Annotated in this window: 16 protein-coding genes, 2 tRNA genes and 1 pseudogene; 18 read left to right on the top strand and 1 reads right to left on the bottom strand. The window is 66.7% G+C overall.

Annotated features, from left to right (window positions below; translation table 11 throughout):
- Positions 1-46 precede the first annotated feature (46 nt).
- The 6 genes and pseudogenes from tgt to CLG85_RS07295 all read left to right on the top strand — a co-directional run bounded on the left by tgt (position 47) and on the right by CLG85_RS07295 (position 6,467).
- A complete protein-coding gene (tgt, locus tag CLG85_RS07320; RefSeq protein WP_095881180.1) occupies positions 47-1,174 on the top strand; it encodes a tRNA guanosine(34) transglycosylase Tgt in 1,128 nt (375 codons plus the stop codon).
- A gap of 220 nt (positions 1,175-1,394) precedes the next feature.
- A complete protein-coding gene (locus CLG85_RS07315) occupies positions 1,395-2,486 on the top strand; it encodes an alkene reductase (protein WP_260348647.1) in 1,092 nt (363 codons plus the stop codon).
- 264 nt (positions 2,487-2,750) lie between these two features.
- Positions 2,751-5,157, top strand: a pseudogene (lon, locus tag CLG85_RS07310) (endopeptidase La).
- A gap of 284 nt (positions 5,158-5,441) precedes the next feature.
- Positions 5,442-5,516: transfer RNA gene (locus tag CLG85_RS07305), tRNA-Val, on the top strand.
- Between the two features lie 361 nt (positions 5,517-5,877).
- A complete protein-coding gene (gene soxR, locus CLG85_RS07300; protein WP_095882856.1) occupies positions 5,878-6,357 on the top strand; it encodes a redox-sensitive transcriptional activator SoxR in 480 nt (159 codons plus the stop codon).
- A gap of 34 nt (positions 6,358-6,391) precedes the next feature.
- Positions 6,392-6,467 (top strand) — tRNA-Val (locus CLG85_RS07295).
- Positions 6,468-6,744: 277 nt separating this feature from the next.
- Here CLG85_RS07295 and CLG85_RS28000 read toward each other — a convergent pair.
- Positions 6,745-9,315 (bottom strand): hypothetical protein, encoded by a 2,571-nt coding sequence (locus CLG85_RS28000; protein WP_260348646.1) that lies wholly within the window; start codon positions 9,313-9,315, stop codon positions 6,745-6,747.
- 109 nt (positions 9,316-9,424) lie between these two features.
- Here CLG85_RS28000 and CLG85_RS07285 point away from each other — a divergent pair, with 109 nt between their 5' ends.
- The 12 genes from CLG85_RS07285 to CLG85_RS07230 all read left to right on the top strand — a co-directional run bounded on the left by CLG85_RS07285 (position 9,425) and on the right by CLG85_RS07230 (position 23,305).
- Entirely contained in the window at positions 9,425-10,015 is a 591-nt protein-coding gene (locus CLG85_RS07285; RefSeq protein WP_260348645.1) for an ABC transporter permease, read from the top strand.
- Entirely contained in the window at positions 9,981-10,454 is a 474-nt protein-coding gene (locus tag CLG85_RS07280) for an ABC transporter permease (RefSeq protein WP_260348644.1), read from the top strand. The genes CLG85_RS07285 and CLG85_RS07280 overlap by 35 nt, the downstream gene beginning before the upstream one ends.
- Entirely contained in the window at positions 10,454-11,338 is an 885-nt protein-coding gene (locus CLG85_RS07275; protein ID WP_095882859.1) for an ABC transporter permease, read from the top strand. Before CLG85_RS07280 ends, CLG85_RS07275 begins: the two co-directional genes overlap by 1 nt.
- Before the next feature lies 1 nt (position 11,339).
- Positions 11,340-12,986: an ATP-binding cassette domain-containing protein gene (locus tag CLG85_RS07270; RefSeq protein ID WP_095882860.1), complete on the top strand. Its 1,647-nt coding sequence runs from the start codon at positions 11,340-11,342 to the stop codon at positions 12,984-12,986.
- 14 nt (positions 12,987-13,000) lie between these two features.
- A complete protein-coding gene (locus CLG85_RS07265; RefSeq protein ID WP_095882861.1) occupies positions 13,001-14,575 on the top strand; it encodes a hydantoinase/oxoprolinase N-terminal domain-containing protein in 1,575 nt (524 codons plus the stop codon).
- Positions 14,568-15,698 carry an S-methyl thiohydantoin desulfurase family protein gene (locus tag CLG85_RS07260; RefSeq protein ID WP_095882862.1) on the top strand — a complete coding sequence of 377 codons (1,131 nt, stop codon included), beginning with the start codon at positions 14,568-14,570 and terminating at the stop codon, positions 15,696-15,698. The genes CLG85_RS07265 and CLG85_RS07260 overlap by 8 nt, the downstream gene beginning before the upstream one ends.
- A gap of 32 nt (positions 15,699-15,730) precedes the next feature.
- Complete coding sequence (locus CLG85_RS07255; RefSeq protein ID WP_217989771.1) at positions 15,731-17,323, top strand: ABC transporter substrate-binding protein; 1,593 nt, start codon at positions 15,731-15,733, stop codon at positions 17,321-17,323.
- A gap of 76 nt (positions 17,324-17,399) precedes the next feature.
- The gene (locus CLG85_RS07250; RefSeq protein ID WP_095882863.1) at positions 17,400-18,476 is read left to right on the top strand and encodes an S-methyl thiohydantoin desulfurase family protein; all 1,077 of its coding nucleotides are present in this window, start codon (positions 17,400-17,402) and stop codon (positions 18,474-18,476) included.
- Positions 18,473-20,011 carry a hydantoinase/oxoprolinase N-terminal domain-containing protein gene (locus CLG85_RS07245; protein WP_095882864.1) on the top strand — a complete coding sequence of 513 codons (1,539 nt, stop codon included), beginning with the start codon at positions 18,473-18,475 and terminating at the stop codon, positions 20,009-20,011. Before CLG85_RS07250 ends, CLG85_RS07245 begins: the two co-directional genes overlap by 4 nt.
- Positions 20,012-20,083: 72 nt before the next feature.
- Positions 20,084-21,043, top strand: coding sequence for an isoaspartyl peptidase/L-asparaginase family protein (locus CLG85_RS07240; RefSeq protein WP_260348643.1), 960 nt, complete (start codon positions 20,084-20,086; stop codon positions 21,041-21,043).
- A gap of 5 nt (positions 21,044-21,048) precedes the next feature.
- Positions 21,049-22,242, top strand: a complete 1,194-nt coding sequence (locus CLG85_RS07235; RefSeq protein ID WP_311734968.1) for a dipeptidase — start codon at positions 21,049-21,051, stop codon at positions 22,240-22,242.
- Positions 22,243-22,267: 25 nt separating this feature from the next.
- The gene (locus CLG85_RS07230) at positions 22,268-23,305 is read left to right on the top strand and encodes a zinc-dependent alcohol dehydrogenase family protein (protein ID WP_095882865.1); all 1,038 of its coding nucleotides are present in this window, start codon (positions 22,268-22,270) and stop codon (positions 23,303-23,305) included.
- Positions 23,306-23,639 lie beyond the last annotated feature (334 nt).

The following is a 23,639-nucleotide window of genomic DNA, read 5'->3' as shown; positions in this document are numbered from 1 at the left end:
GGGCTGGCCCCTTGGCAAATCCCCCGCTTTGGGGCAGAGGAACCGCATGAGCCTGACCTCCTTTACCCTTCATGGCCGGGACGGAGCCGCACGCACCGGGGTGATCTCCACCCCGCGCGGCGAGATCCGCACCCCCGCCTTCATGCCCGTGGGCACCGCCGCCACCGTCAAGGCGATGCTGCCCGAAAACGTGCGCGCCACCGGCGCCGACATCCTGCTCGGCAATACCTACCACCTGATGCTGCGCCCCGGCGCGGAGCGCGTGGCACGGCTCGGCGGGCTGCACAAGTTCATGAACTGGGAGCGGCCGATCCTGACGGACTCCGGCGGCTTCCAGGTGATGAGCCTGTCCGGCCTGCGCAAGCTCACCGAGGAAGGGGTCACCTTCAAGAGCCATATCGACGGCTCCAAGCACATGCTCTCGCCGGAAAGCTCGATGGAGATCCAGCGGCTGCTCGGCTCGGACATCGTCATGTGCTTCGACGAATGCCCGGCGCTGCCCGCCGACCGCAAGCGCATCGAGCAGAGCATGCGCCTGTCGATGCGATGGGCACAGCGCTCGCGCGATGCCTTTGGCGACCGGCCCGGCCACATGCTCTTCGGCATCCAACAGGGCGGGCTCGAAGAGGACCTGCGCGGCGAGAGCGCCGAGGCGCTGACCTCCATCGGATTCGACGGCTACGCGGTTGGCGGCCTCGCCGTGGGCGAGGGGCAGGAGGCGATGTTCAAGGTGCTCGATTTCGCGCCCGGCCAACTGCCAGAGGACAAGCCGCGCTACCTGATGGGCGTCGGCAAGCCCGACGACATCGTCGGCGCGGTGAAACGCGGCATCGACATGATGGACTGCGTGCTGCCCTCGCGCTCGGGCCGCACCGGCCAGGCCTGGACCCGGCATGGCATGGTCAACATCAAGAACGCCCGCCACCAGGACGACCCGCGCCCGCTCGATGAGCACTGCAGTTGCCCGGCCTGCCGCAGCTACTCGCGCGCCTATCTGCACCACGTCTACCGCGCCGGGGAGATGATCTCGGGGATGCTGCTGACTTGGCACAACCTGCATTATTACCAGGAGCTTATGCAGGGGATGCGCGACGCCATCGCAAGCGGCACCTTCGCCGCCTTCGAAGAGCAGTTCCACACGCAGCGCGCCGAGGGCGACATCCCCCCGCTCTGATGCGGCGCCTCCGCCAAGGGGGCCTGAACCGATCCAGAGGCGGCGCCGCGGTACCGTGGCGCCGCTTCTGCGTTTGGGCCCATCCGCACAGCGCTATGTCCTCCGTGCATTTCCGCACAGCGCTCTGCGCGGTTGCCGCGCCGCAGCACGTGCCTATCTTTGCAGTCCGACGCCGGGGTCCGCCCGGTAGGATCTAGGCCCAAAGCAAGGGAGACGCTCCATGACCGAGGCCCTGTTTACCCCCTTCACCGCCGGCGCCATCGAGATGGCCAACCGCGTTGTGATGGCTCCGCTCACCCGCAACCGCGCAGACAATGACACCGCCGAGGTGAACGATCTCCACGTCGAATACTACCGCCAGCGCGCCGGCGCCGGGCTCATCGTCACCGAAGCCTCGCAGATCTCGCCGCAGGGCAAGGGCTACATCCAGACCCCGGGAATCTACTCGCCGGGGCAGGTGGAGGCCTGGAAGAAGGTGACGGATGCCGTGCACGCCGAAGGCGGCAAGATCGTCATCCAGCTCTGGCACGTCGGCCGGATCAGCCACACTTCGCTGCAGCCGGACGGGCAGGCGCCCGTCGCGCCCTCGGCCATCCCGGCAGGCGGCAAGACCTTCACGCTGAACGGCTTCGAGGAAACCTCGACGCCCCGCGCGCTGGAAACCGATGAGATCGCCGGCATCGTCGCCGACTACCGCCACGCCGCCCGCGCCGCGATCGAGGCCGGCTTCGACGGCGTCGAGGTGCATGGCGCCAACGGCTACCTGATCGACCAGTTCCTCAAGACCGGTGCCAACCAGCGCGACGACCAGTACGGCGGCTCGATCGAGAACCGGGCACGCTTCCTCTTCGAGGTGCTGGACGCGGTGACCGACGAGATCGGTGCCGATCGCACTGGCCTGCGCCTGTCGCCCTTCTCGCCGGCCAACGGCATCACCGACGCCGACCCGCAGCCGTTGTTCGACTACGTCGTGCGCAAGCTCAACGCCTACAAGCTGGCCTATCTGCACGTGGTCGAAGGCACCACCGGCGGCCCGCGCGCGCTGAACGAGGGCGAGAGCCTCGACAAGCTGCACGCGCTCTACGAGGGCGTCTGGATGGGCAACAACGGCTATGACCGCGAGATGGCCATCGAGGCCGTCGCCTCGGGCAAGGCCGATCTCGTGGCCTTCGGCCGGCCGTTCATCTCGAACCCCGACCTCGTGACGCGCCTCGAGAAGGCCGCGCCGCTCAACGAGGGCGATCAGGGCACCTTCTACGGCGGCGGGGCGGAAGGTTACACCGACTACCCGACGCTGACCGAGGCCGCCTGAGGGCGGTGGGGGACGCGGCACCGGTGGTTTCCGGTGTTGCCGTTAAGGCTGATTCAAGGTTTTGGTGCCGCGCCCCCCCGCAATCTCCCGCCTTCCGCGAATTGCCCGCTTGCGCCCGGCGCAGCGGAGCGTCACATTGGTGGGAAACGGGTCCGGCACGCTTGAAATGTTAGCGTCTGCGCCCCACCTGAATACCTCGACAGGGGACGGCAGAGGTCGCCGATATCCGGGGCCGGACCGTCCTGCCAGTAGCAAGGAATGCGTATGCAACAGCCTCTCAACACATCCTATCCGGTGCTGCCGCTGCGGGACATCGTCGTGTTCCCGCACATGATCGTGCCGCTCTTCGTAGGGCGCGAGAAATCGGTGCACGCGCTGGAAGAGGTGATGGCGGACGACAAGCAGATCCTGCTTGCCGCCCAGATCGATCCCGCCGTCGATGATCCAGATTCCGACGGTATCTACAAGACCGGCGTGCTCGCCAACGTGCTGCAGCTGCTGAAGCTGCCCGACGGTACCGTGAAGGTGCTGGTCGAGGGGCAGGCGCGCGTCAAGATTACCGAATACCTCGAGAACGAGCGCTTCTTCGAAGCCAAGGCCGAGTATCTCTCCGAGATGCCGGGCGACCCCGCCGCGATCACCGCGCTGGTGCGCACCGTCGGCGAGGAATTCGAGCGCTACGCCAAGGTCAAGAAGAACATCCCCGAAGAGGCGCTCTCGGCGGTGTCCGAGACCACCGATCCGGCCAAGCTTGCCGACCTTGTCGCGGGCCATCTCGGCATCGAGGTCGAGCAGAAGCAGGAGCTTCTGGAAACGCTGCCGGTGAGCGAGCGTCTCGAGAAGGTCTATGGCCTGATGCAGGGCGAGCTTTCGGTCCTGCAGGTCGAGAAGAAGATCAAGACCCGCGTCAAGTCGCAGATGGAGAAGACCCAGCGCGAGTACTACCTGAATGAGCAGATGAAGGCCATTCAGAAGGAACTCGGCGACGGCGAGGACGGCCAGAACGAGATCAACGAGCTGGCCGAGAAGATCGAGGCCACCAAGCTCTCGAAAGAGGCCAAGGAAAAGGCCGAGGCCGAACTCAAGAAGCTGCGCAACATGAGCCCGATGTCCGCCGAGGCCACCGTGGTGCGCAACTACCTCGACTGGATGCTGTCCATTCCGTGGGGCGTGAAGAGCCGCGTGAAGAAGGACCTAGGCCGCGCCCAGGAAATCCTCGACCACGACCACTACAGCCTCGACAAGGTCAAGGAACGCATCGTCGAGTATCTCGCTGTGCAGGCGCGCAGCCAGAAGCTGAAGGGGCCGATCCTCTGCCTCGTCGGCCCGCCGGGCGTGGGCAAGACTTCGCTGGGCAAGTCGATGGCCAAGGCCACCGGGCGCGAGTTCATCCGCATCTCGCTGGGCGGCGTGCGTGACGAATCCGAGATCCGCGGCCACCGCCGGACCTACATCGGCTCGATGCCGGGCAAGATCATCCAGGCGCTGAAGAAGGCGAAGACCACGAACCCGCTCATCCTGCTCGACGAGATCGACAAGATGGGGCAGGACTTCCGTGGCGACCCGGCGTCGGCCATGCTCGAGGTGCTCGACCCCGAACAGAACGGCACCTTCGTCGACCACTACCTCGAGGTGGAATACGACCTTTCGAACGTCATGTTCGTGACGACCTCGAACTCGTACAACATGCCCGGCCCGCTTCTCGACCGGATGGAGATCATCCCGCTCTCGGGCTACACCGAGGACGAGAAGCTCGAGATCACCAAGCGCCACCTGCTCGACAAGCAGATCAAGGCGCATGGCCTGAAGAAGGGCGAGTTCTCGGTCACCGACGAGGCGCTCACCGACATCCTGCGTTACTACACGCGCGAGGCCGGTGTGCGGAACCTCGAACGCGAGGTGGCCAAGCTGGCGCGCAAGGCCGTGACCAAGATCGTCAAGGGCGAGACCAAGCACGTGGAGGTCACGCGCGAGAATCTCGACGACTTCCTCGGCGTGAAGAAGTTCCGCTACGGCCTGGCCGAGGATGAGAACCAGGTGGGTGTCGTCACGGGGCTTGCCTATACGTCGGTCGGCGGCGACCTGCTGCAGATCGAGGCGCTGCGCCTGCCGGGCAAGGGCCGGATGAAGACCACCGGCAAGCTCGGCGACGTGATGAAGGAGTCGATCGAGGCGGCCTCGAGCTACGTGCGCTCGATCTCGCCGCAGCTCGGGGTGAAGCCGCCGAAGTTCGACAAGATGGACATCCACGTCCACGTGCCGGACGGCGCCACGCCCAAGGACGGCCCCTCGGCCGGCCTGGCGATGGTGACGGCGATCGTCTCGGTGCTGACCGGCCTGCCGGTGCGCAAGGACATCGCCATGACCGGCGAGGTCACCCTGCGTGGCAACGCCTCGGCCATCGGCGGCCTCAAGGAGAAACTGCTCGCGGCTCTGCGGGGGGGGCATCAAGACGGTGTTCATCCCGGAAGAGAACGAGAAGGACCTTGCCGAGCTGCCGGAGAACGTGAAGACCGGTCTCGAGATCATCCCGGTCAAGCACGTCTCCGAGGTGCTGGAGATGGCGCTCATCGGCAAGCCCGAACCCATCGAGTGGGACGAGGAGGCCGAGGAGGCCGCCGCCGCCCTGCGCGCCAAGGAAGACAAGGCCACCGGCGCCACGGCGCACTGACCGGCACCACGGCACAAAGTTTCAGGGGCGGGCCTTCGGGTCCGCCCCTTTGCATTTCTTCGAGTGCCCGTTAGCGCATTGCCTTTCTTCTAGGTCCAAATATCCCGGGGGAGTCCGCGCCAGCGGACGGGGGCAGAGCCCCCGAAATCACCGACGGCCGGGCCAAGCGCCGCGGCGGTCGCGCCCTCCGGGATGTCGTCGCGGCAGGCCGAAAGATTTGTGATTTTTTTTGCCCCGATCCCTCTTGCGCCCCCCCATGCCATATGAGTAAAAGCCCGCCTACCGGGTGATTAGCTCAGTGGTAGAGCGCTTCGTTCACATCGAAGATGTCAGGAGTTCAAATCTCTTATCACCCACCATTCTTCCAAGAGGCGCGCTGTCCGGTCTTCCCGAGGCGCGCCTCTTCTCGTTTCAGCACATCGGTTCAGCCGCGGTAGCGAAGCGGCGGCGGGGGCGGCGGGCCCCCATCCGCGAGGCCCACGTCACGCGCCAGCCAGGGATCGCCGCGCAGCTCGGCGCTGCGCCGTGCAATCCGGCGCGCCGTCCTCCAGCGTTGGAAAAGCTCGAGAATCCCGGGTCTCAGGCGGTGCGGGGCGGTCTTGGGTGTCGGAGCGGTCACTGTGTCTCTCTCTTTGCTTGCAGAGTCGCGGAACGCCTGCGACCCTGCATCCTCAAGTCCACTTTAGGTCAAGCGTCTTTCTCACCCTGCAGGAGACCTCCATGCCCCGCCCTGTCGGCCGTCCCCGTGCCAATGATCTCAGCGTCGGCGAGGTTGCCGCCCGCGCCGGGGTTGCCGTCTCGACGCTGCATTTCTACGAATCCGAGGGCCTCATCGAAAGCTGGCGCACCGCGGCAAACCACCGCCGCTTCGACCGCCGCGAGCTGCGCCGGATCGCGGTCATCCGAATGGCGCAGCAACTCGGGATCCCGCTGGCGGAAATTCGTGAGGTGCTGGCCGCCCTGCCGCGCGACAAGGCGCTCTCCAAGGCCGACTGGCAGGCGGTGTCGCAGGGCTGGCGGGCGCGGCTTGATGCGCGCATTGCCCAGCTCGAGCAGCTCCGCGACGAGCTCGACGGCTGCATCGGCTGCGGCTGCCTGTCGCTGGAGAGCTGCCCGCTCTACAATCCCTCGGACCGCCGCGGCCGCGAGGGGGCGGGACCGCGCGTCTGGATTGATGCGATGACGAAGGATCAGGCTTGAAAGCCGCCCCAAGCTTGGCTAAACCGCCCCTCACGGGTGATTAGCTCAGTTGGTAGAGCGCTTCGTTTACACCGAAGATGTCGGGAGTTCGAGTCTCTCATCACCCACCACTTTCAATAACTTAGCGGCTTCATTGCCCTCATGGTTCCCAATTTCGGGATTCCGTTTCCCTAGGCCCGATAGAAACAACACAGGCTCGTGGTTCATGTGTTCAATCTCGGCGCGTCTTGTTCGTGCTTGGACATGCGCTCGGACAGGTGCCCGAGCATTGCCTGAACGCGCTGGCTGCCGCCGAATAGCTCGGGGCATCGGGTGAATGGCCATGCTGTTCTTCCTCGTCATCATTGGCGGCAAGCTTGGCAAGCTGTCCGGTCTTCAGGGATCACCTCAAGCAGGGGTAGCCATACCTTGCGGATATCTTCCAGTTTTCTGACCAGCGACGCAGGGCTGGAACGAGCCTTCGGGTGCTCGTGGAGCTGACCAACTGGCCCATGATACGGCGCGGCGCCCCCGGAGACTTTCGGGGAACCACGGGTGCTCATGGAGCTTGAGCCGCGCGTGAGCGGCCCCCGCCGCTCCGATCACAGCCAGCCGAGCGCATGGGCGGACTGAATGGCTTCGCCGCGTTTCTTCGCGCCCAATTTCGCGTAGAGACGCGAGAGGTGGAACTTCACCGTGGGCTCGGCGATGTTCAATGTCTGCGAGATCCGCTTGTTGGGGTAGCCCCCCGCGATCAGCTGCAAAAGCTGGGCCTCGCGCTCGGTCAGGCCCCCGGCGCGTGCCTTCGCCTTGGGTGTCGAGATGGATCCGGCGTAGATCGACAGGGTTCCCCGGATGTCCGGCGCGGTCTCGAGGTGCTGGCGGATGCGCGCCTCGCGCAGCAGGGGGGGCAAGGAAGATCCGCTGCTCGGACAGGACGCCGAAGCAGCCAAGCCGCGAGGCGGAGATCAGAGCCGACTGAAGATGGCTCCGGGCCGCGGCGGTGTCGCGCCGCTTGTGGGCAAGGTGGGACCGCCAGATCCTCAGGGCGACGGTTTCCCGCAGGGTCGCCTTTGGATTGCTTTCCAGCGCGGCAAGCTGCCGGTCGATGCCCGGCCCGGGCGCGGGGTCCTGGACAGTGCAGCGCAGGCGGGCTGCGGCCAGCAGGATGTCGTTGCGCTGCGTCAGGCAGGAAAGCCAGTCAGGGGTCATCGCCTCGGCGGGGGTTGCCTGCACGGCAGGCAGGCTTTGCAGGGTTGCCTCCGCCTCGCCGATACGGCCCTCGTTCTGGTAGGCGTTGGCGGTGCGGATCTGGACAGCCGGAAACAGGTCCATCCGCTCGGCCAGATGCAACCATAGACCGTCGAGGAAGCCCGGGCGAATGCTGGCGGGGTAGTGGTCCATCACGGCCTGCGACGCATATTGGACCGCGAAGTGGAACAGGCTCGGCCAGATCTCGGCGCGCGCGAAGGCGTCGAACTCCTGCTCGACGAAGGCCACGAGTTTCTGCGGCTGGCCGTCTTCGTAGGCCAGCGCTGCCTCCGCTAGATGCAGCATCCGGAATTCCTGTTCGACCGGATGGGTGACGGCCTGCAGCTTTTCGCGGGCGATGCGTGCGGCGGGACGGGCGAGCCGGACATCGCCGTTCGTCAGGTGCAGGACGATCAGGTGCAGGTGGATGAAGAATTCGAGCAAAGGATGGCCGCCGATCTTGCGGAAGTAGATCAGCGCTCTGGCTGCAGCGGCCTCGGCTTCGCGGAAGTTTCGCCGCCGGATCTCGAATTCCAGCAGCGCGTTGTAGAACGCGGCCCATTTCTGATCGTCGCCCACCGGGTAGTCGGCCATGAACTCGCCGAGCCGCTGCAGCATCGCGTCGGAGGGCGTCATGTCCTCGCTGATCATCATGTTCAGGCGAAAGCGGCGCGCCGCGAAGGAGAACCGCGTCCCGCGTGACAGCACCTTGAGCGGGTCGAGATAGTCCGAGCCCAGGTGCTTGGCGACGAGCTGGCGGACGCGCTGGAACTCGCCCTGCTTCATCAGGGTCCGTGTGATCGCGAAGAGCACCGTCTCGTTGGTCGCGACGACCTCGGGCGAGAAGCGCAGGACGATCCGGCTGAACTCGTCGAGGTTCGAATCGTAGATGAGCTCCAGCCCGCGTGAATGCGCGAGGATCTGCGCCGCATGCGCCTCATATCCGTGATCGAGCAGCAGCTCCATTGCGGCCAGCGGGCGATGCGCGGCTTCGAGGGCGTTGGCGACCTCGGTCACGGCGGCAGACTTCGAAAACGCCTCGAGCCGCGCCGTGGTCGCGCTGCGCAGCGCTTCGATGAGGGCTGTCTGTGTTTCCGGGGCGCTGAGCAGGAACGGAGGAAGCGCGTCGCACCAATCGTCGTCGGGGTCCGGGGTGGGGGCTTCGAGCCAGATCGACAGCCGGGTCGTCGGCGCGGGAGAGAGCTGCGCGAGGAAGGTCTCGCCGACGTAGGACGCGGCCAGCTCCGGGTCTGGCGCCGCCGCGAGCGGCAGAAACGCCGGCCAGCCGGCAAAGGTCTCGAGCAGCCTGCGGGTTACAGGGGCGGCGAGACGGGTGCCGATCTCGTCGGCGCTGAAGCTCAGCGCGCGCGCGTCGAGTGTCTGCATGCCGCCGTGCAACAGCCGCCGGGCAAGTCCGGTGATCTTCTGGCCGGGGCGGTGCGCGATCACCAGATATTCGACGGTCTCCGCCACCTGCGCCGAAAGGCGCGCGGTGCGCGCAGAGCCCGGCACATCCCAGAACAGCCAGCCATTCTGCACGTCGCTTTCGCGCGGCGTGTGCAGCGCGCAGACCGACGTCCCCACCTGTTCCGCCGCGTCGCGCATCAAGAGAGATTTCCCGGCGCCAGCGGGGGCGCGGAGGAAAACCGTGCCGGTCTGATCACTCAGGATGCGAGCAACCAGCTCTGGGCGCAACAATCTTGCCGAAGTGGGGGAGGTATCGATCATTCCAAAACCTATACCATTTTTATCAAAACCCATACCATCCGCAAATTGTCGAGACCTCGACGCTGCAGAATAGTCGGCCGAAAGAGACCAACCGGGAGGTTTCCGGCTGATGCAGCAAAACCCGTTCTTAGCGATCCTGACCCGACTCGGCACTTTCGTGCTGGTGATGGTCGTGCTCTCGATCATGATTTTCGTGCTGGCCCGCGTGGTGCCGGGCGACCCCGCCCGCATGGCACTGGGACCCACCGCCACGCCGGAACAGGTCAGCGCGCTGCGTACCGAGATGGGGCTCGATGACTCCCTGCCGGTGCAATACGTCTCCTACATGGGGCGCGCCTTGCAGGGCGATCTGGGCATGTCGCTGCTGTCGCAGCGCCCGGTGACGGCGGACCTTGGCCAGACGGTGCCGGCGACGGTCGAACTGGTGCTGGTGGCGGTGGTCATCATGTTCGCCGTGGCCATCCCACTCGGCGTCATGACCGCCCATTTCCGCGATCGTTGGGTCGATCACGTCGGGCGGCTGTTCTCGCTCGTCGGCGTGACCATCCCGAGCTTCCTCTTCGCGATTTCGCTGCAACTGCTGGCCGCGCGCTACTTCGGCGACTGGCCGATCATCGGGCGGATGGATCACAGCCTCGGCTTCGCCGGGGGGGCCGACCGGGCTGATGCTGGTGGACTCGCTGCTTGCCGGCCGGATTGACGTCTTCGTCTCGGCGCTGCAGCATCTCGCACTGCCTGCCGTCGCCCTGTCGATGGCCGGGATCGGTCAGATCACCCGCATCACCCGCTCGGCGATGCTGGAAAACCGCCGCAAGGATCACGTGCTGACCCTGCAGAGCTTCGGCGTGCCGGAACGGGTGATCATCTTCCGCTACCTGCTGAAGCTCTCGTCGATCGCGCCGCTGACCATCATGGGGCTCGAGTTCGCCTCGCTGATCGGCAACGCCTTCGTCATCGAGATGGTCTTCTCCTGGGGCGGCTTCGCCTCCTACGGCCTCAACGCGATCCTGCAGAAGGACCTGAACGCGGTGACCGCCGTGGTGCTGGTGTCGGGCCTGTTCTTCATCGTCGCCAACCTGATCGTCGATGTGCTGATCGCCATCATCGATCCCCGCATGCGCCGAAAGGAGGCCCGCTGATGGCCGAGGTTAAGATGGCTCTGGACGGAGCGAACAAGGACCTGAGCGCAAGCTACATGATGTGGTACCGCTTCAGCCGCAATCCCGCGGCGGTGATCGGCACCCTGATCGTGCTCTCGGCGGTGATCTTCGCGATCCTCGCGCCCTACATCACCCCGAAGCCGGAGGACGTGGGCGCCGTGGTGAACTTCCGTGCGCGCCACCTGCCGCCGGACGCGACGCATTGGTTCGGCACCGACAAAGTCGGGCGCGACATCTTCTCGCGCGCCGTCTTCGGCCTGCGCATCTCGCTGCTGCTGGTGATCGGCGTGCTCGGGATCTCGGTGCCGATCGGCACGGTGCTCGGCCTCGCCGCTGGCTATTTCGGCGGCTGGACCGAGCGGATCATCACCGGGCTGACCAACGTCATGCTGGCGATGCCGCCGCTGGTGATGGCGCTGGCCGTGTCGAACCTGCTGCAGCCGACGCTGATGAACGCGATGATCGCGATCACCCTGCTGTGGTGGACCTGGCACGCCCGGCTGATCTACGCGGTGTCGAAATCGGTGGCGTCGGAGGACTTCATCGAGGCCGCGCGGATCGCCGGGGCCGGCCCGATGCACATCCTCTTCCGCGAGATCCTGCCCAACTGCGTTTCGGTGATCTCGGTCAAGACGACGCTGGATGCGGCCTTCGTGATCCTCTTCGGCGCGACGCTGAGCTTCCTCGGCTTCGGCGTGAAACCCCCGACCCCCGACCTCGGCTCGATGGTGGCCGACGGGCGGCAGTTCATGCCCGACTTCTGGTGGGAAGTGCTGTGCCCCGGGGCGGTCATTCTCTACGTCACGCTCGGCTTCAACCTTCTTGGCGACGGTCTGCGCGACATGTTCGATATGGAGGGCTGAAATGAGCGACGCACTTCTGAAAGTCGAGGGACTCGACGTCCTCTTCACCTCCTACGGCCAGACCCGTCAGGTTCTGCGCGACATCTCCTTCACCGTCGGTGCGGGCGAGCGCGTGGCGCTGATCGGCGAGACCGGCTCGGGCAAATCCGTCACCGCCAAGGCGATCCTCGGCACGCTGCCGCGCAATGCCACGGTCAGCGCCGGGCGCATCGAGGTCGCGGGGCGCAACGTGCTGGAACTGCCCCGCGGCGAGCGCGATGCCCTCAAGGGGTCGGCCTTCTCGCTGATCATGCAGGACCCGCTGTCGTCGTTCAATCCGGTCTTCAAGATCGGCACCCATCTCGACGACGTGCTGCGCTTCGCCGACCGTCGCGAGGGGGTCAAATCGAGCCGCGCGGAGCGGCGCGCCCGTATCGCCGCCGTACTGCGCCGCGTGCAGCTGGCCGACCCGGACCGGGTGATGAATGCCTACCCGTCGGAACTGTCGGGCGGCATGCGCCAGCGTGTGCTCATCGGCCTCGCGCTGCTGCACCAGCCGAAGCTGCTGATCGCCGACGAGCCGGGCACCGCGCTCGACGTGACCACGCAGGACGAGATCCTCAACCTGATCAACACGCTGGTGGCCGAAGAGGGCATGGCGCTGCTGATGATCACCCACAACCTCGGGGTGGTGCGCAAGGTCGCGGACCGCGTGGTGGTGATGCGGCACGGCGATATCGTCGAAGCCGGCCCCTGCGCGAAGATCCTCGCGTCCCCCGAACATGAGTACACCATCGGCCTGCTGGACGCGGTGCCGCCGCTCTATGGGCCGCGGGTGCAGACCCAGCAGATCAGCGCGCAGGCGCCCATCGTCAGCGCAACCGGGCTCGGCAAGGAATTCGGCCGCCACGGCAAGCGCTTTACCGCGGTGAAGGATGTGTCGATCGCCCTGCGCGAGGGCGAGATTTTCGGTCTCGCGGGCGAGTCGGGCTCGGGCAAGACCACCGTGGCGCGGATGATGATGGGGCTGTCGCGCCCCACCTCCGGCAGCGTTTCGGTGGACGGTACGCCGAACCCCGGTCGCCCGCTGGCGCAGATTGTCTACCAGAACCCCGGCACCTCGCTGAACCCCAAGCGGACGGTGAAGCAGAGCCTGGGTCTGCCGCTGAAATACGCCGGGCTGACAGGCGGGGCGCGCGACGCGCGCATGGCCGAGCTGATGGAGCTGGTGCGCCTGCCGGTGTCCTACCTGGCCAAGTATCCGCACGAGCTGTCGGGCGGGCAGAAACAGCGCGTTGCCATCGCGCGTGCGCTGGCTGCCGATCCCAAGGTGCTGATCCTTGACGAGCCGACGGCGGCGCTCGACGTGTCGGTGCAGAAGACGGTGATCGAGCTGCTGCTGCAACTGCGCGAGGAGCTCGGGCTGACCTACTTCATGATCTCGCACGACTTGTCGCTGATGCGCAATTTCTGCTCGCGTCTGGCGATCATGCTGCGCGGCGAAATCGTCGAGGAAGGTGCCACGCCCGAGATCTTCGCCGATCCGAAACACCCCTATACCCGCGCGCTGATCGCGGCGATCCCGGTCGTTACCGACGACGAGGAACGCCACAAGCCCGCGGTCAGCCCGGAAGAGCGTGCAGCCTTCCTGGTCAAAACCACTGATTGATGAAGGAGCCTTTGGTGTATCGCGTAGGAATTGACGTAGGCGGCACGAATACCGATGCCGTCGTGCTGAAGGGCAGTGAGGTCCTCGCCGGGATCAAGGCTTCGACCACCGAGGACGTGACCTCGGGCGTGTTCGAGGCGCTGGAACAGGTGATCGACGCCTCGGGGATCGACCGCGCCCGTATCGGCGCGGTGATGATCGGCACCACCCATTTCACCAATGCGGTGATCGAGCGCCGGCACCTCGACCCGGTGGCCGCCATCCGCCTCGGCCTGCCCTCGGGCGCGGGCCTGCCGCCGATGGTCGACTGGCCCGAGGACATCCGCGAGATGGTCGGCGACCACGGCTACCAGGTGAAGGGCGGCTACGAGTTCGACGGCCGCATCCTGTCGCCGCTGGACGAGGGGGAGATCCGCCGGATCGCGGGTGAAATTCGTGAGAAAGGCATCCGGGCGGCCTCGGTCACCGGCGTCTTCTCCGGTGTGAACGACGCGATGGAGCTGCGCGCCCGCGAGATCCTCATCGAGGAATGCCCCGGCCTCAGCGTCGTGCTGTCGCGCGACATTGGGCGTCACGGGCTGCTGGCGCGGGAAAGCGCCGCGATCATGAACGCCTCGCTGCTGCGGCTCGCCGACAAGACGGTGCGGGCCTTCGGTCACGCGCTGGAGCAGGCCGGCGTGAAGGCGCCCTTCTTCATCACCCAGAACGATGGCACGTTGATGGCCGCCGATACGGTCCGCGCCTTCCCGGTGCTGACCTTTGCCTCGGGCCCCACCAACTCGATGCGCGGCGCGGCCTTCCTGACCGGCCTCAAGGAGGCGATCGTGGTCGACGTGGGCGGCACCACCTCGGACGTCGGCGCGCTGTCGCACGGCTTCCCGCGGCAGGCCTCCACCTCGGTGGACATCGGCGGGGTCCGGACGAACTTCCGCATGCCCGACGTCTTCTCGATCGGCCTCGGTGGCGGCTCGCTGGTGAAGGGCACCCCCGAGAGCGTGGTGATCGGTCCGCAGTCCGTCGGCTACCGTGTCCGCCAGGAGGCGCTGGTCTTCGGAGGTCAGACCCTGACCGCGACCGACATCGCCGTGGCCACCGGCAAGGCCGAGATCGGCGATGCCGCGCTGCTGGCAAACCTCGATCCCGAGTTGGTCACCGCAGCGGCAGCCCGCATGACCGAGATGTTCGAGACCTGTGTCGAGCGGGCGCGCATCTCGGCCGAGCCGGTGCCGGTGATCGCGGTCGGCGGCGGCTCGGTGCTGATGCCCGACCAGATCGGCGATCTGCAGGTGATCCGCCCCGAGAACTTCGCCGTGGCCAACGCGGTGGGCGCGGCGATCGCGCAGATCTCGGGCGAGACCGACCGGATCTTCAGCCTGACCGATGGCGTCACCCGCGACAGCGCGCTGGCCGAGGCCGAGGCGGAAGCCCGGGCCCAGGCCATCGCCGCCGGGGCCGTCGCCGAGACCATCGAGGTGATCGAGCGCGAGGACATGCCGCTCGCCTACCTGCCCGGCAATGCCACCCGCATCCACGTGAAGGTCGTGGGGGAAATGGGGGCCCTCGCAGAAATGGAAGTCGAAAATGCCTGATACCCGTGAGCTGACCTACGATCCCGCCGACCTGTGGGAGCTGACACTCGACGATCTCGAGGCGCTGGAAGTCGGCGCCGGGATCCTCGGCACCGGTGGCGGCGGCAACCCCTATCAGGGCAAGCTGCTGACCCGCGAGGCGATGAAGGCGGGTCACAAGATGACCATCCTTTCGACCGACAAGATCGCCGATGACGCGCTGTGCATGTCCATCGGCGGCATCGGCGCACCGGTGGTGGGCACCGAGCGGATCCGCGAGGGCCGCGAGGGCCTGCGCTGCCTGCAGGGCATGGAAGAGCTGACCGGCCGCAAGATGGACGCCATCGTCTGCGAGGAGATCGGCGGCGCCAACTCGATGAACCCGCTGGTCACGGCAGCGCTCGGCGGCCTGCCGGTCCTGGACTGCGACGGCATGGGCCGCGCCTTCCCCGAGATGCAGATGACCACCTTCTCGATCTACGGCCACAGCTCGACTCCCTCGGTGATGTGCGACCTGCACGGCAACCGGGTGGTGTTCCAGCACGCGGTGACCGAGGTGTTCCACGAACGCATGGCGCGGGCCTGCGTGGTGGCGCAGGGCGGGGCGGCGATGCTGGCCACCGCGCCGATGCCGGCGAGCTTCGTGCGGCAGAACGCCATACCGCAAAGCTACACGAAGGCGATCCGCCTTGGCCGCGCGGTGCTGGACGCGCGCCGCAACGGCGACGATCCGGTCGCGACCGTCTGCGCGCTGGAAGGTGGGCGGCATGTCTTCACTGGCAAGATCACCGACCTGAAGCGCCACCTGCGCGGCGGCTTTGCCGTGGGTGATCTGGAGCTCGGCGGCTTCGACGGCTTCCAGGGTCAGACCGCCAGCATCGCGATCCAGAACGAGTTCCTGATCTTCCGCCGCGAGGGCGAGGTCGAGGTGACCGTGCCGGACCTGATCATCGTCCTCGACGTGGACACCGGCTATCCGATCACCACCGAGATGCTGCGCTACGGCCAGCGCATCGCGGTGCTCGCCGTGCCTTGCCACGACCTGCTGCGCTCCGCGCGCGCGCTCGACGTCGTCGGCCCCGCCGCCTTTGGCTATCCCGAGATCCCCTTCGCGCCGCTTGCCCCGCTGGGGCAGGCCGCCTGAGGCCAAGAAGAAAACCCAACAGGAGTATAAAAGTGTCTATTCTGGCAAAGAAACGCGGGCTGTCGGCCCTCGCCCTCGCAGCTGTGCTCGGCCTTGGTGCCGCACCGGTCGCCATGGCGCAGGAAAAGGTGTCGACCGTGGTCAACACCATGCAGATCTTCAGCTCGCTCGATCCGGCGAAGGTCACCGACTATACCGGCTACATGGCGGTGGTGAACATGTACGACGGTCTGACCACCGTCGCACCCTCGGGCGAGATCGTGCCGCATCTGGCGACATCCTGGGACATCTCCGAGGACGGCCTGACCTACACCTTCCACCTGCGTGACGACGTGACCTTCCAGGACGGCTCGGCGCTGAGCGCCTCCGACGCGGTCTGGTCGATCCAGCGCCTGCTGAAGATCAACAAGGGCCCGTCGAACCTGCTCGTCGACCTGATCGATCCGGCCAATGTGACCGCACCCGACGCAACCACGGTCGAGATCAAGCTGAACCGCCCGTTTTCGCCCTTCCTCGCTTCGACCCCGATCCTGCTGGTGCTGAACCAGAAGCTGGTCGAGGCGAACGCGACGGCGGATGACACGCTTGGGGAAGCCTACGTCGGCGACAACTCGGTCGGTTCGGGCCCGTATTCGCTGGTCAGCTACAACCGCTCGGCGGACATGGTGATCGAGCGCAACCCCGACTACTTCCTCGGCTGGGACAAGGGCACGCCGATCGACGAGGTGCGCTTCGTTCAGACCTCGGACGACGCCACCGTGCGCGCGCTGGCGGAAAAGGGCGAGCTGGGCCTCTCGTCGCACGGCCTCGGCAACGACACCTTCGAATCCATCGGCAACATGCCCGGCTACAAGCTGCTGCAGACCCGCACCGCCGGCGGCTTCCAGATCAAGCTGAACACCAAGGTCTACCCGACCGATGACGTGCACGTGCGCCGCGCCATCGCCTATGCGACCGACTACGAGACGATCCAGGAGATCATTTACCCCGGCGTTCCGATGCACGGCCCGCTCTCGGACACCTTCGAGACCGCCTTCAACACCGAGATTCCGACCGGTGTCTATGACCTGGAGAAGGCCAAGGAAGAGCTGGCGCTGTCCAAATACGCGGGCGAGGACATCACGCTGGTGAACAGCTACGTCGCCTCGCTGGCCTTCGAGCAGGAAGTGGCGCTGCTGATGCAGGCCAACCTCGCGCAGATCGGCATCACGCTCGACATCCGTCCCGAGCCGTGGAACCGCATCGTCGAGCTGGCGTCCAACCCCGACACCACCCCGGCCTCGACGCAGGTGAACGTGAGCCCGAGCTACCCCTCGCCGGACTCGATGTTCTTCAACCAGTACCACTCCAAGGCCTCGGGCACCTGGTGGTCGATGGAATGGCTGCAGGACCCGGAGATCGACGCGCTGATCGACCAGTCGCGCGCGCAGACCGACCCGGCCGAGATCAACGCGACCTACAAGGAACTGCAGCAATCGATCTATGACCTGCAGCCCGCCGTCTGGGCCGTTGCTCCGATGCGCCGCTACGCGGCCAACGCCTGCCTGCAGGGCTACGAGTTCCGTCCCATGCAGAGCTGGGACCTGAACTTCTGGAACTTCACCTGGGAATGCCCGTCGAACTGATCGGCGGCGACACCCGATGATATCGACCGGTCCCGCGACGCGCGGGGCCGGCACAAGCAAGGCCCAAGGTGGACAGATGCTCCAGGAATTTCCGGAAGAGAATATCGAAGCCCTCGCGACCGGCGCGTGGATTCTGGGTACGGGCGGCGGCGGCAACCCCTATCTTTCAACCCTGAACCTCCGCCGTCTCTATGCCGAGGGCGCGCGGATCCAGATCCTGCAACCGGACGAGCTGGAGGACGACGACATGGTCGCGGTGGTCTCCGGTATGGGCGCACCGCTGGTCGGCCAGGAACGGCTGAAGGATCCGCGGCACATGGCCCGCGCCGTCGAGCTGATGGAAGACTACCTCGGCCGCCCGTTCCGCGCGATCATGGCGCTGGAGATCGGCGGAGCCAACGCGCTCTCGCCCTTCCTCGCCGCCGCGTTGCTGGGCCGTCCCGTGGTCAACGCGGACTGCATGGGCCGCGCCTATCCCGAGGCACAGATGACCTCCTTCGCGATCGGCGGGCTGTCGATGTTCCCGCTGTCGCTGGTGGACGTGCGCGACAACGAGGTGATCGTCACCCGCGCCGAAAGCTGGAAATGGATGGAGAAGGTCTCCCGCGCGGTCTGCACCGCCGTGGGCTCGACCGCGGCGACCTGCAAGGCGCCCCGCACGGGCCGGGAGGTCAAGGACTGGGGCATCCACGACACGATCACCCAGGCGACCGAGCTGGGCCGCGTGGTGCTCGAGGCCCGCGCCCGTCATGACGACCCGGTGGCTGCCGTGCTGGACCACGCCAAGGGCAAGCAGATCTTCCGCGGCAAGATCGTCGACGTGGACCGCACCACCACCGGCGGCTTCCTGCGCGGCAAGACGGTGATCGAAGGCATCGACGCGGATCGCGGCGCGACGCTCGAACTGGCCTTCCAGAACGAATGGGCGGTGGCCTTCCGCAATGGCGAGCCCGTGGCCATGACCCCGGACCTGCTGTGCCTTCTCGACAGCGTTTCGGGCAGCGCCATCGGCACCGAGTCCGTGCGCTACGGCCAGCGCGTCAGCGTGGTGGCGCTTCCGGCGCCCGAGATCCTCACGACGCCCGCGGGCGTGGCCGCGGTCGGCCCGCGCGCCTTCGGCTACGACATTGACTTCAAATCGGTATTCAAATGAAGCGTATTGGCATTGACGTCGGCGGCACCAATACGGATGCCGTGCTGATCGACGGCGACAAGATCACCGCCTCGATCAAGGTTCCCACCACGCAAGACGTGATGTCGGGGGTGAAATCCGCGCTCGCGCATGTGGCCGCGCATATCGGCGACACGCCGCGTCCGCTCGACGCGGTGATGATCGGCACGACCCATTTCACCAACGCCGTGGTGGAACGTGCCCGGCTCGAACGGGTGGCGGCGATCCGCATCGCCCTGCCGACCGGCGCGTCGCTGCCGCCGATGTGCGACTGGCCCGAGGATCTGTATCGCGCGGTCGATCCGATGATCTTCATGGTGCATGGCGGGCACGAATACGATGGCAGCCCGCTGGTGCAGATGCGCGAGGACGAGATCCGCGAGGCGGCGATGAAGATCCGCGACGCCGGGGTGACCTCGGTGGCGATCTCGGCGACCTTCTCGCCGCTGACCACGGAATGCGAGGACCGCGCCGCAGAGATCGTGCGCTCGATCATCCCCGAGGCGCGGATCACCCTGTCGAACAGCCTGGGCCGTATCGGCCTGCTGGAACGCGAGAACGTCGCGCTGCTGAACGCCTCGCTGCAATCGCTCGGCAGGACCACGGTGCAGGCGTTCAAGACGGCGCTCGCCGAGATCGGCCTCGATGCGCCGTTCTTCCTGACGCAGAACGATGGCACCGTGGCGCTGGCCGATGTGGCGGCGGCGAACCCGGTGTTCAGCTTTGCCTCGGGCCCGACCAACTCGATGCGCGGGGCGGCCTTCCTGACCGGGCTCGACGACGCGATGGTGGTCGACGTCGGCGGCACGACCTCGGACATCGGCTGCCTGATCGGGGGCTTCCCGCGCGAGGCCAACAACATCGTGCATATCGGCGGCGTGCGGACCTTGTTCCGGATGCCCGACCTGCTGCCCATCGCGCTTGGCGGCGGCACGGTGGTCGACCCCGAGACCGGCGCCATCGGACCGCGTTCGGTGGGTTACCGCATCCTGCACGAAGCCCGGGTTTTCGGAGGCCAGACGCTGACCACATCGGACATCGCGGTGGCCGCCGGGATGATCGAGATGGGCGACCCCTCGCTGGTCCGCGACCTCGATCCGACCTTCGTGCACGACACGCTTGCCCGGATGCGGGCCATGGTGGCCGAGAACTTCGATCAGATGAAGACCTCGGCCGAGGATGTGCCGCTGATCGCGGTCGGCGGCGGTGCCTTCCTGATCCCCGACGAGGTGCCCGGCGCCTCCGAGGTGCTGCGGGTCGAGAATGCCGGCGTCGCAAACGCGCTCGGCGCGGCCATGGCGCAGGTCTCGGGCGAGGTCGACCAGGTGTTCTCGGACATGAGCCGCGAGCAGGCGCTGGCGGCGGCCGAGACCGAGGCGCGCGCCGCCGCGGTCGCCGCGGGTGCCGATGCCGGGAGCCTGAAGGTGCTGGAAGTCGAGGACATCCCCATTGCCTACCTCCCCGGGGGTGCGCGGCGTGTGCGTGTGCGGGTGATCGGTGATATCTCCTTTGGCTGACGCCTAGGCTGAAGACCGAGCCGCCCCGGCAAGGAAACCGGAGCGGCTCCGAACGACAACAGGAAGACGACAATGACGACAATTGCACTGGCCATTCACGGGGGCTGCGGCGTGCTGCCCCTCGACAGCATGAGCACGGAAGACTGGGCCGTGGCCCGGCAGGACCTGGCGCGCGCGCTTGCTGCGGGCTGGGCGGAACTGGCCGGAGGCGGCTCCGCCGTCGCCGCAGTGGAAGCCGCCGTCGTCGTCATGGAAGACAGCCCGCATTTCAACGCCGGACACGGCGCCGCGCTGAACGAGGACGGCATCCACGAGCTTGATGCCTCGATCATGGATGGGGCCACGCTGGAGGCGGGGGCGGTCAGTGCCGCGCGCGGCATCCGCAACCCGGTGCGCGCGGCGCGGGCGCTGATGCAAGACGGTCGGGCAGTGTTCCTGACAGGAATTGCGGCTGACAATTTCGCTGAGGACGCGGGTCTCGCGGTCGAGCCGCAGGACTATTTCACCACGCCGAAACGGATCGAGGCCCTCGCGGCGATGAAGGCGCATGCCGCCGCCGGGACCGAGGCGACCGAGAACGAGAAGCACGGCACCGTCGGCGCGGTGGCGCTGGATGGGGCAGGGCACCTCGCTGCGGCCACCTCGACCGGCGGCTACACCAACAAGCCCGCGGGCCGGGTCGGCGACAGCCCGGTGATTGGCGCCGGCACCTACGCGCGCGACGGGGTTTGCGCCGTGTCGGGCACCGGCAAGGGCGAGTTCTTCATCCGGCACGTGGTCGGGCACGAGATCGCGGCGCGGATCGCCTACCTGAAGGAAGACGTCCGCACGGCGGCCGAGCACGTGGTGCACGTGGACCTATCGGGCTCGTCGCAGACCACCGGGATCATCGGTGCGGGGCTGGTGGCGCTGGACGCCTCTGGTCAAGTCAGCGCCCCCTTCAACACCGCCGGCATGTTCCGCGGCTGGGTCACGCCCGAGGGCCGGGCCTTCGTCGCGACCCACCAGGAAATCCACGAGGTGCAGCTGTGAGCGAGATGATCCCCGTCTTCGACGGCCATAACGATGTCCTGTCGAAATTGCTGCGGGCGCGGGACGGGGCCGAGGCCCGCTTCCTGACCGGCGCGCCGGGCATGCAGATCGACCTGCCTCGGGCACAGGCCGCGCGCTTTACGGGCGGGCTCTGTGCGGTCTGGGTGAGCACCGACGATCAGACGCTTGACGAGAACGGCGACCTGCCGCGCGTGCCGCAGGCCTCGGCGCTACAGCAGACAATTGCTCAGGCGGCGCTGCTTCATCGCATCGTGCGCCAGTCGGACGGGGCGGTCACGCTCTGCCGAAGCACCGCCGATATCCGCGCGGCCATGACAGCGGGCAGCTTTGCCGCCGTGTTCCACATCGAGGGCATCGAGGCTGCGACCGAAGACCTCGACCTGCTGCACGTGCTGCATGCCGCTGGCCTGCGCACCATGGGCCCGGTCTGGAGCCGCCCCAACCTCTTTGCCCACGGCGTGCCCTTTGTGATGGGGCGCGAGCCCGATATCGGTGGCGGGCTGACCGCGGCCGGGAAGGACCTGGTTCGGCTCTGCAACGAGCTGCGGATCCTCGTCGACCTGTCGCACCTCAACGATGCCGGGTTCCGGGATGTCGCGCGGATCTCGGATGCGCCGCTGGTGGCCTCGCATTCGAACGCTTTCGCGCTCTGCCCGCACAGCCGCAATGCAACAGACAGACAACTGGATGCGATCCGCGAGACCGGCGGCCTGATCGGGCTGAACTTCGGCGTGCGCTTCCTTCACCCCGAGGGGATCCGCGACCCCGAAATGGGTTTTGACGTCATGATCCGCCACATCGACTATCTGGTTGAACGGGTCGGTATTGACCATGTCGCGCTCGGCTCGGACTTCGACGGCACCTTCATGTCGCGGCAGATGGGGGATGTGGCGGGCGTGCAGCGTCTGCTGGGAGCTCTGCGCGCGGCAGGCTACGGCGAAGAGGATCTGGCGAAGATCGCCCACCGCAACTGGATTGCGACGCTGGAGCGCACCTGGGGGGGAGTGAGCCCCGGCCGTGGCGATCGCGCCCCGACATCCTTAGGTCGCCCGCCGCCGGAGCGGTGGCGGGTGCCCCGCCACCACTGGTCGTCGCGGCGGAACTGCTGCATGACATGCGAGCGGCACGAAGATCGGCAAGCAGGGTTTCCCCGATGCCGCTGTGCTCCCGAAGACTGAACGTGAACAGCCGAAAGATCCTGCGATGAAAGCCGTCTTGTTCGAGAAATTCCAGGAAGCCCCGAAACTGGTCACCGTGGCTGACCCTTCGCCGGAGCCGCATGGCGTCGTGCTCAGGGTCAGGGCCACCGGGGTCTGCCGCAGCGACTGGCATGGCTGGATGGGCCACGACAGCGACATCGAACTGCCGCATGTCCCGGGGCACGAGCTTGCTGGCGTGGTCGAGGCCGTGGGCAGGGACGTCGTCAACTGGAAGGTGGGCGACAAGGTGACCGTGCCGTTCATCTGCGGCTGCGGCAGTTGCTCGGAATGCCACGCGGGGCAGCAGCAGGTGTGCCTGCACCAGGAGCAGCCGGGCTTCACCCACTGGGGCTCCTTCGCCGAATATGTCGGCATTCACCAGGCCGACCTGAACCTCGTGGCGCTGCCCGAGAGCATGGATTTCGCCACCGCGGCGAGCCTCGGCTGTCGTTTCGCCACCTCCTTCCGCGCGGTGATCGACCAGGGCAAGGTCAGCGCCGGGCAATGGGTGGCCGTGCATGGCTGCGGCGGTGTCGGCCTGTCAGCGGTGATGATCGCAGCCGCGGCGGGCGCGAATGTCATCGGTGTCGATCTCGACCCGGCCAAGTTGGCACTGGCCAAGGATCTTGGGGCCGTGGCTGTCATCAACGGGGGCGAGGCGGATGTGCCCGAGGCAATCCGCGAGATCACCCGCGGCGGCGCGCATGTCTCGCTCGACGCGCTCGGGCACCCGGTGACGATGACCAATTCGATCCTTTGCCTGCGCCCGCGCGGCAAGCATGTGCAGGTGGGCCTGATGCTTGGTGAGCACGCGGCCCCCGCGGTGCCCATGCCCAAGATCGTCGGCCAAGAGATCGAACTTCTCGGTTCCCACGGCATGCAGGCGCATCGCTATGGCGCGATGCTCGACATGGTCGCCAGCGGCAAGCTCGACCCGGCGCGGCTTGTGGGGGAGAAGATCAGCCTTGCCGATGCCCCTGAGGCGCTGATGAACATGAACGAGTTCCGGTCCGTCGGGGCGACTGTCATCACACGGTTCTGACCCAGAGCTTGATGCGCGGCGGGCAGGCTGTTGTCGCAGTGTGCTTCAGCCTGGTTGCAAGCCTGTGAATTCCACCAAGCCGCAGTCCTCAAGGCGGACACCAGCCGAATGCAAATGCGGCACCCCTGCGGCTCCCGACCCCTGTGTCGGGCGTGGCACGAACGCACGCGCCATCGGAGCGAACGTTGCAAAGGCCCCCTCGGTTCCTCTGCGTTGGCGCGCACGTCGAGGAAAGCGCCGAATTGCTTTTCTGTGCTGGCTGGGTAGGCGGGAAAACGCGCCTTTGGCGGTCACGAGAGCCAAGGCCAGGAAACCAGCCGAACCATCTCCTGCC

Source organism: Alloyangia mangrovi (genome assembly GCF_002300555.2).
In the GTDB taxonomy this organism is placed as follows: Bacteria; Pseudomonadota; Alphaproteobacteria; order Rhodobacterales; family Rhodobacteraceae; genus Salipiger; species Salipiger mangrovi.
The sequence above is the reverse complement of the archived record's forward strand: the minus strand, read 5'-3'. Positions and strand labels throughout refer to the sequence as shown.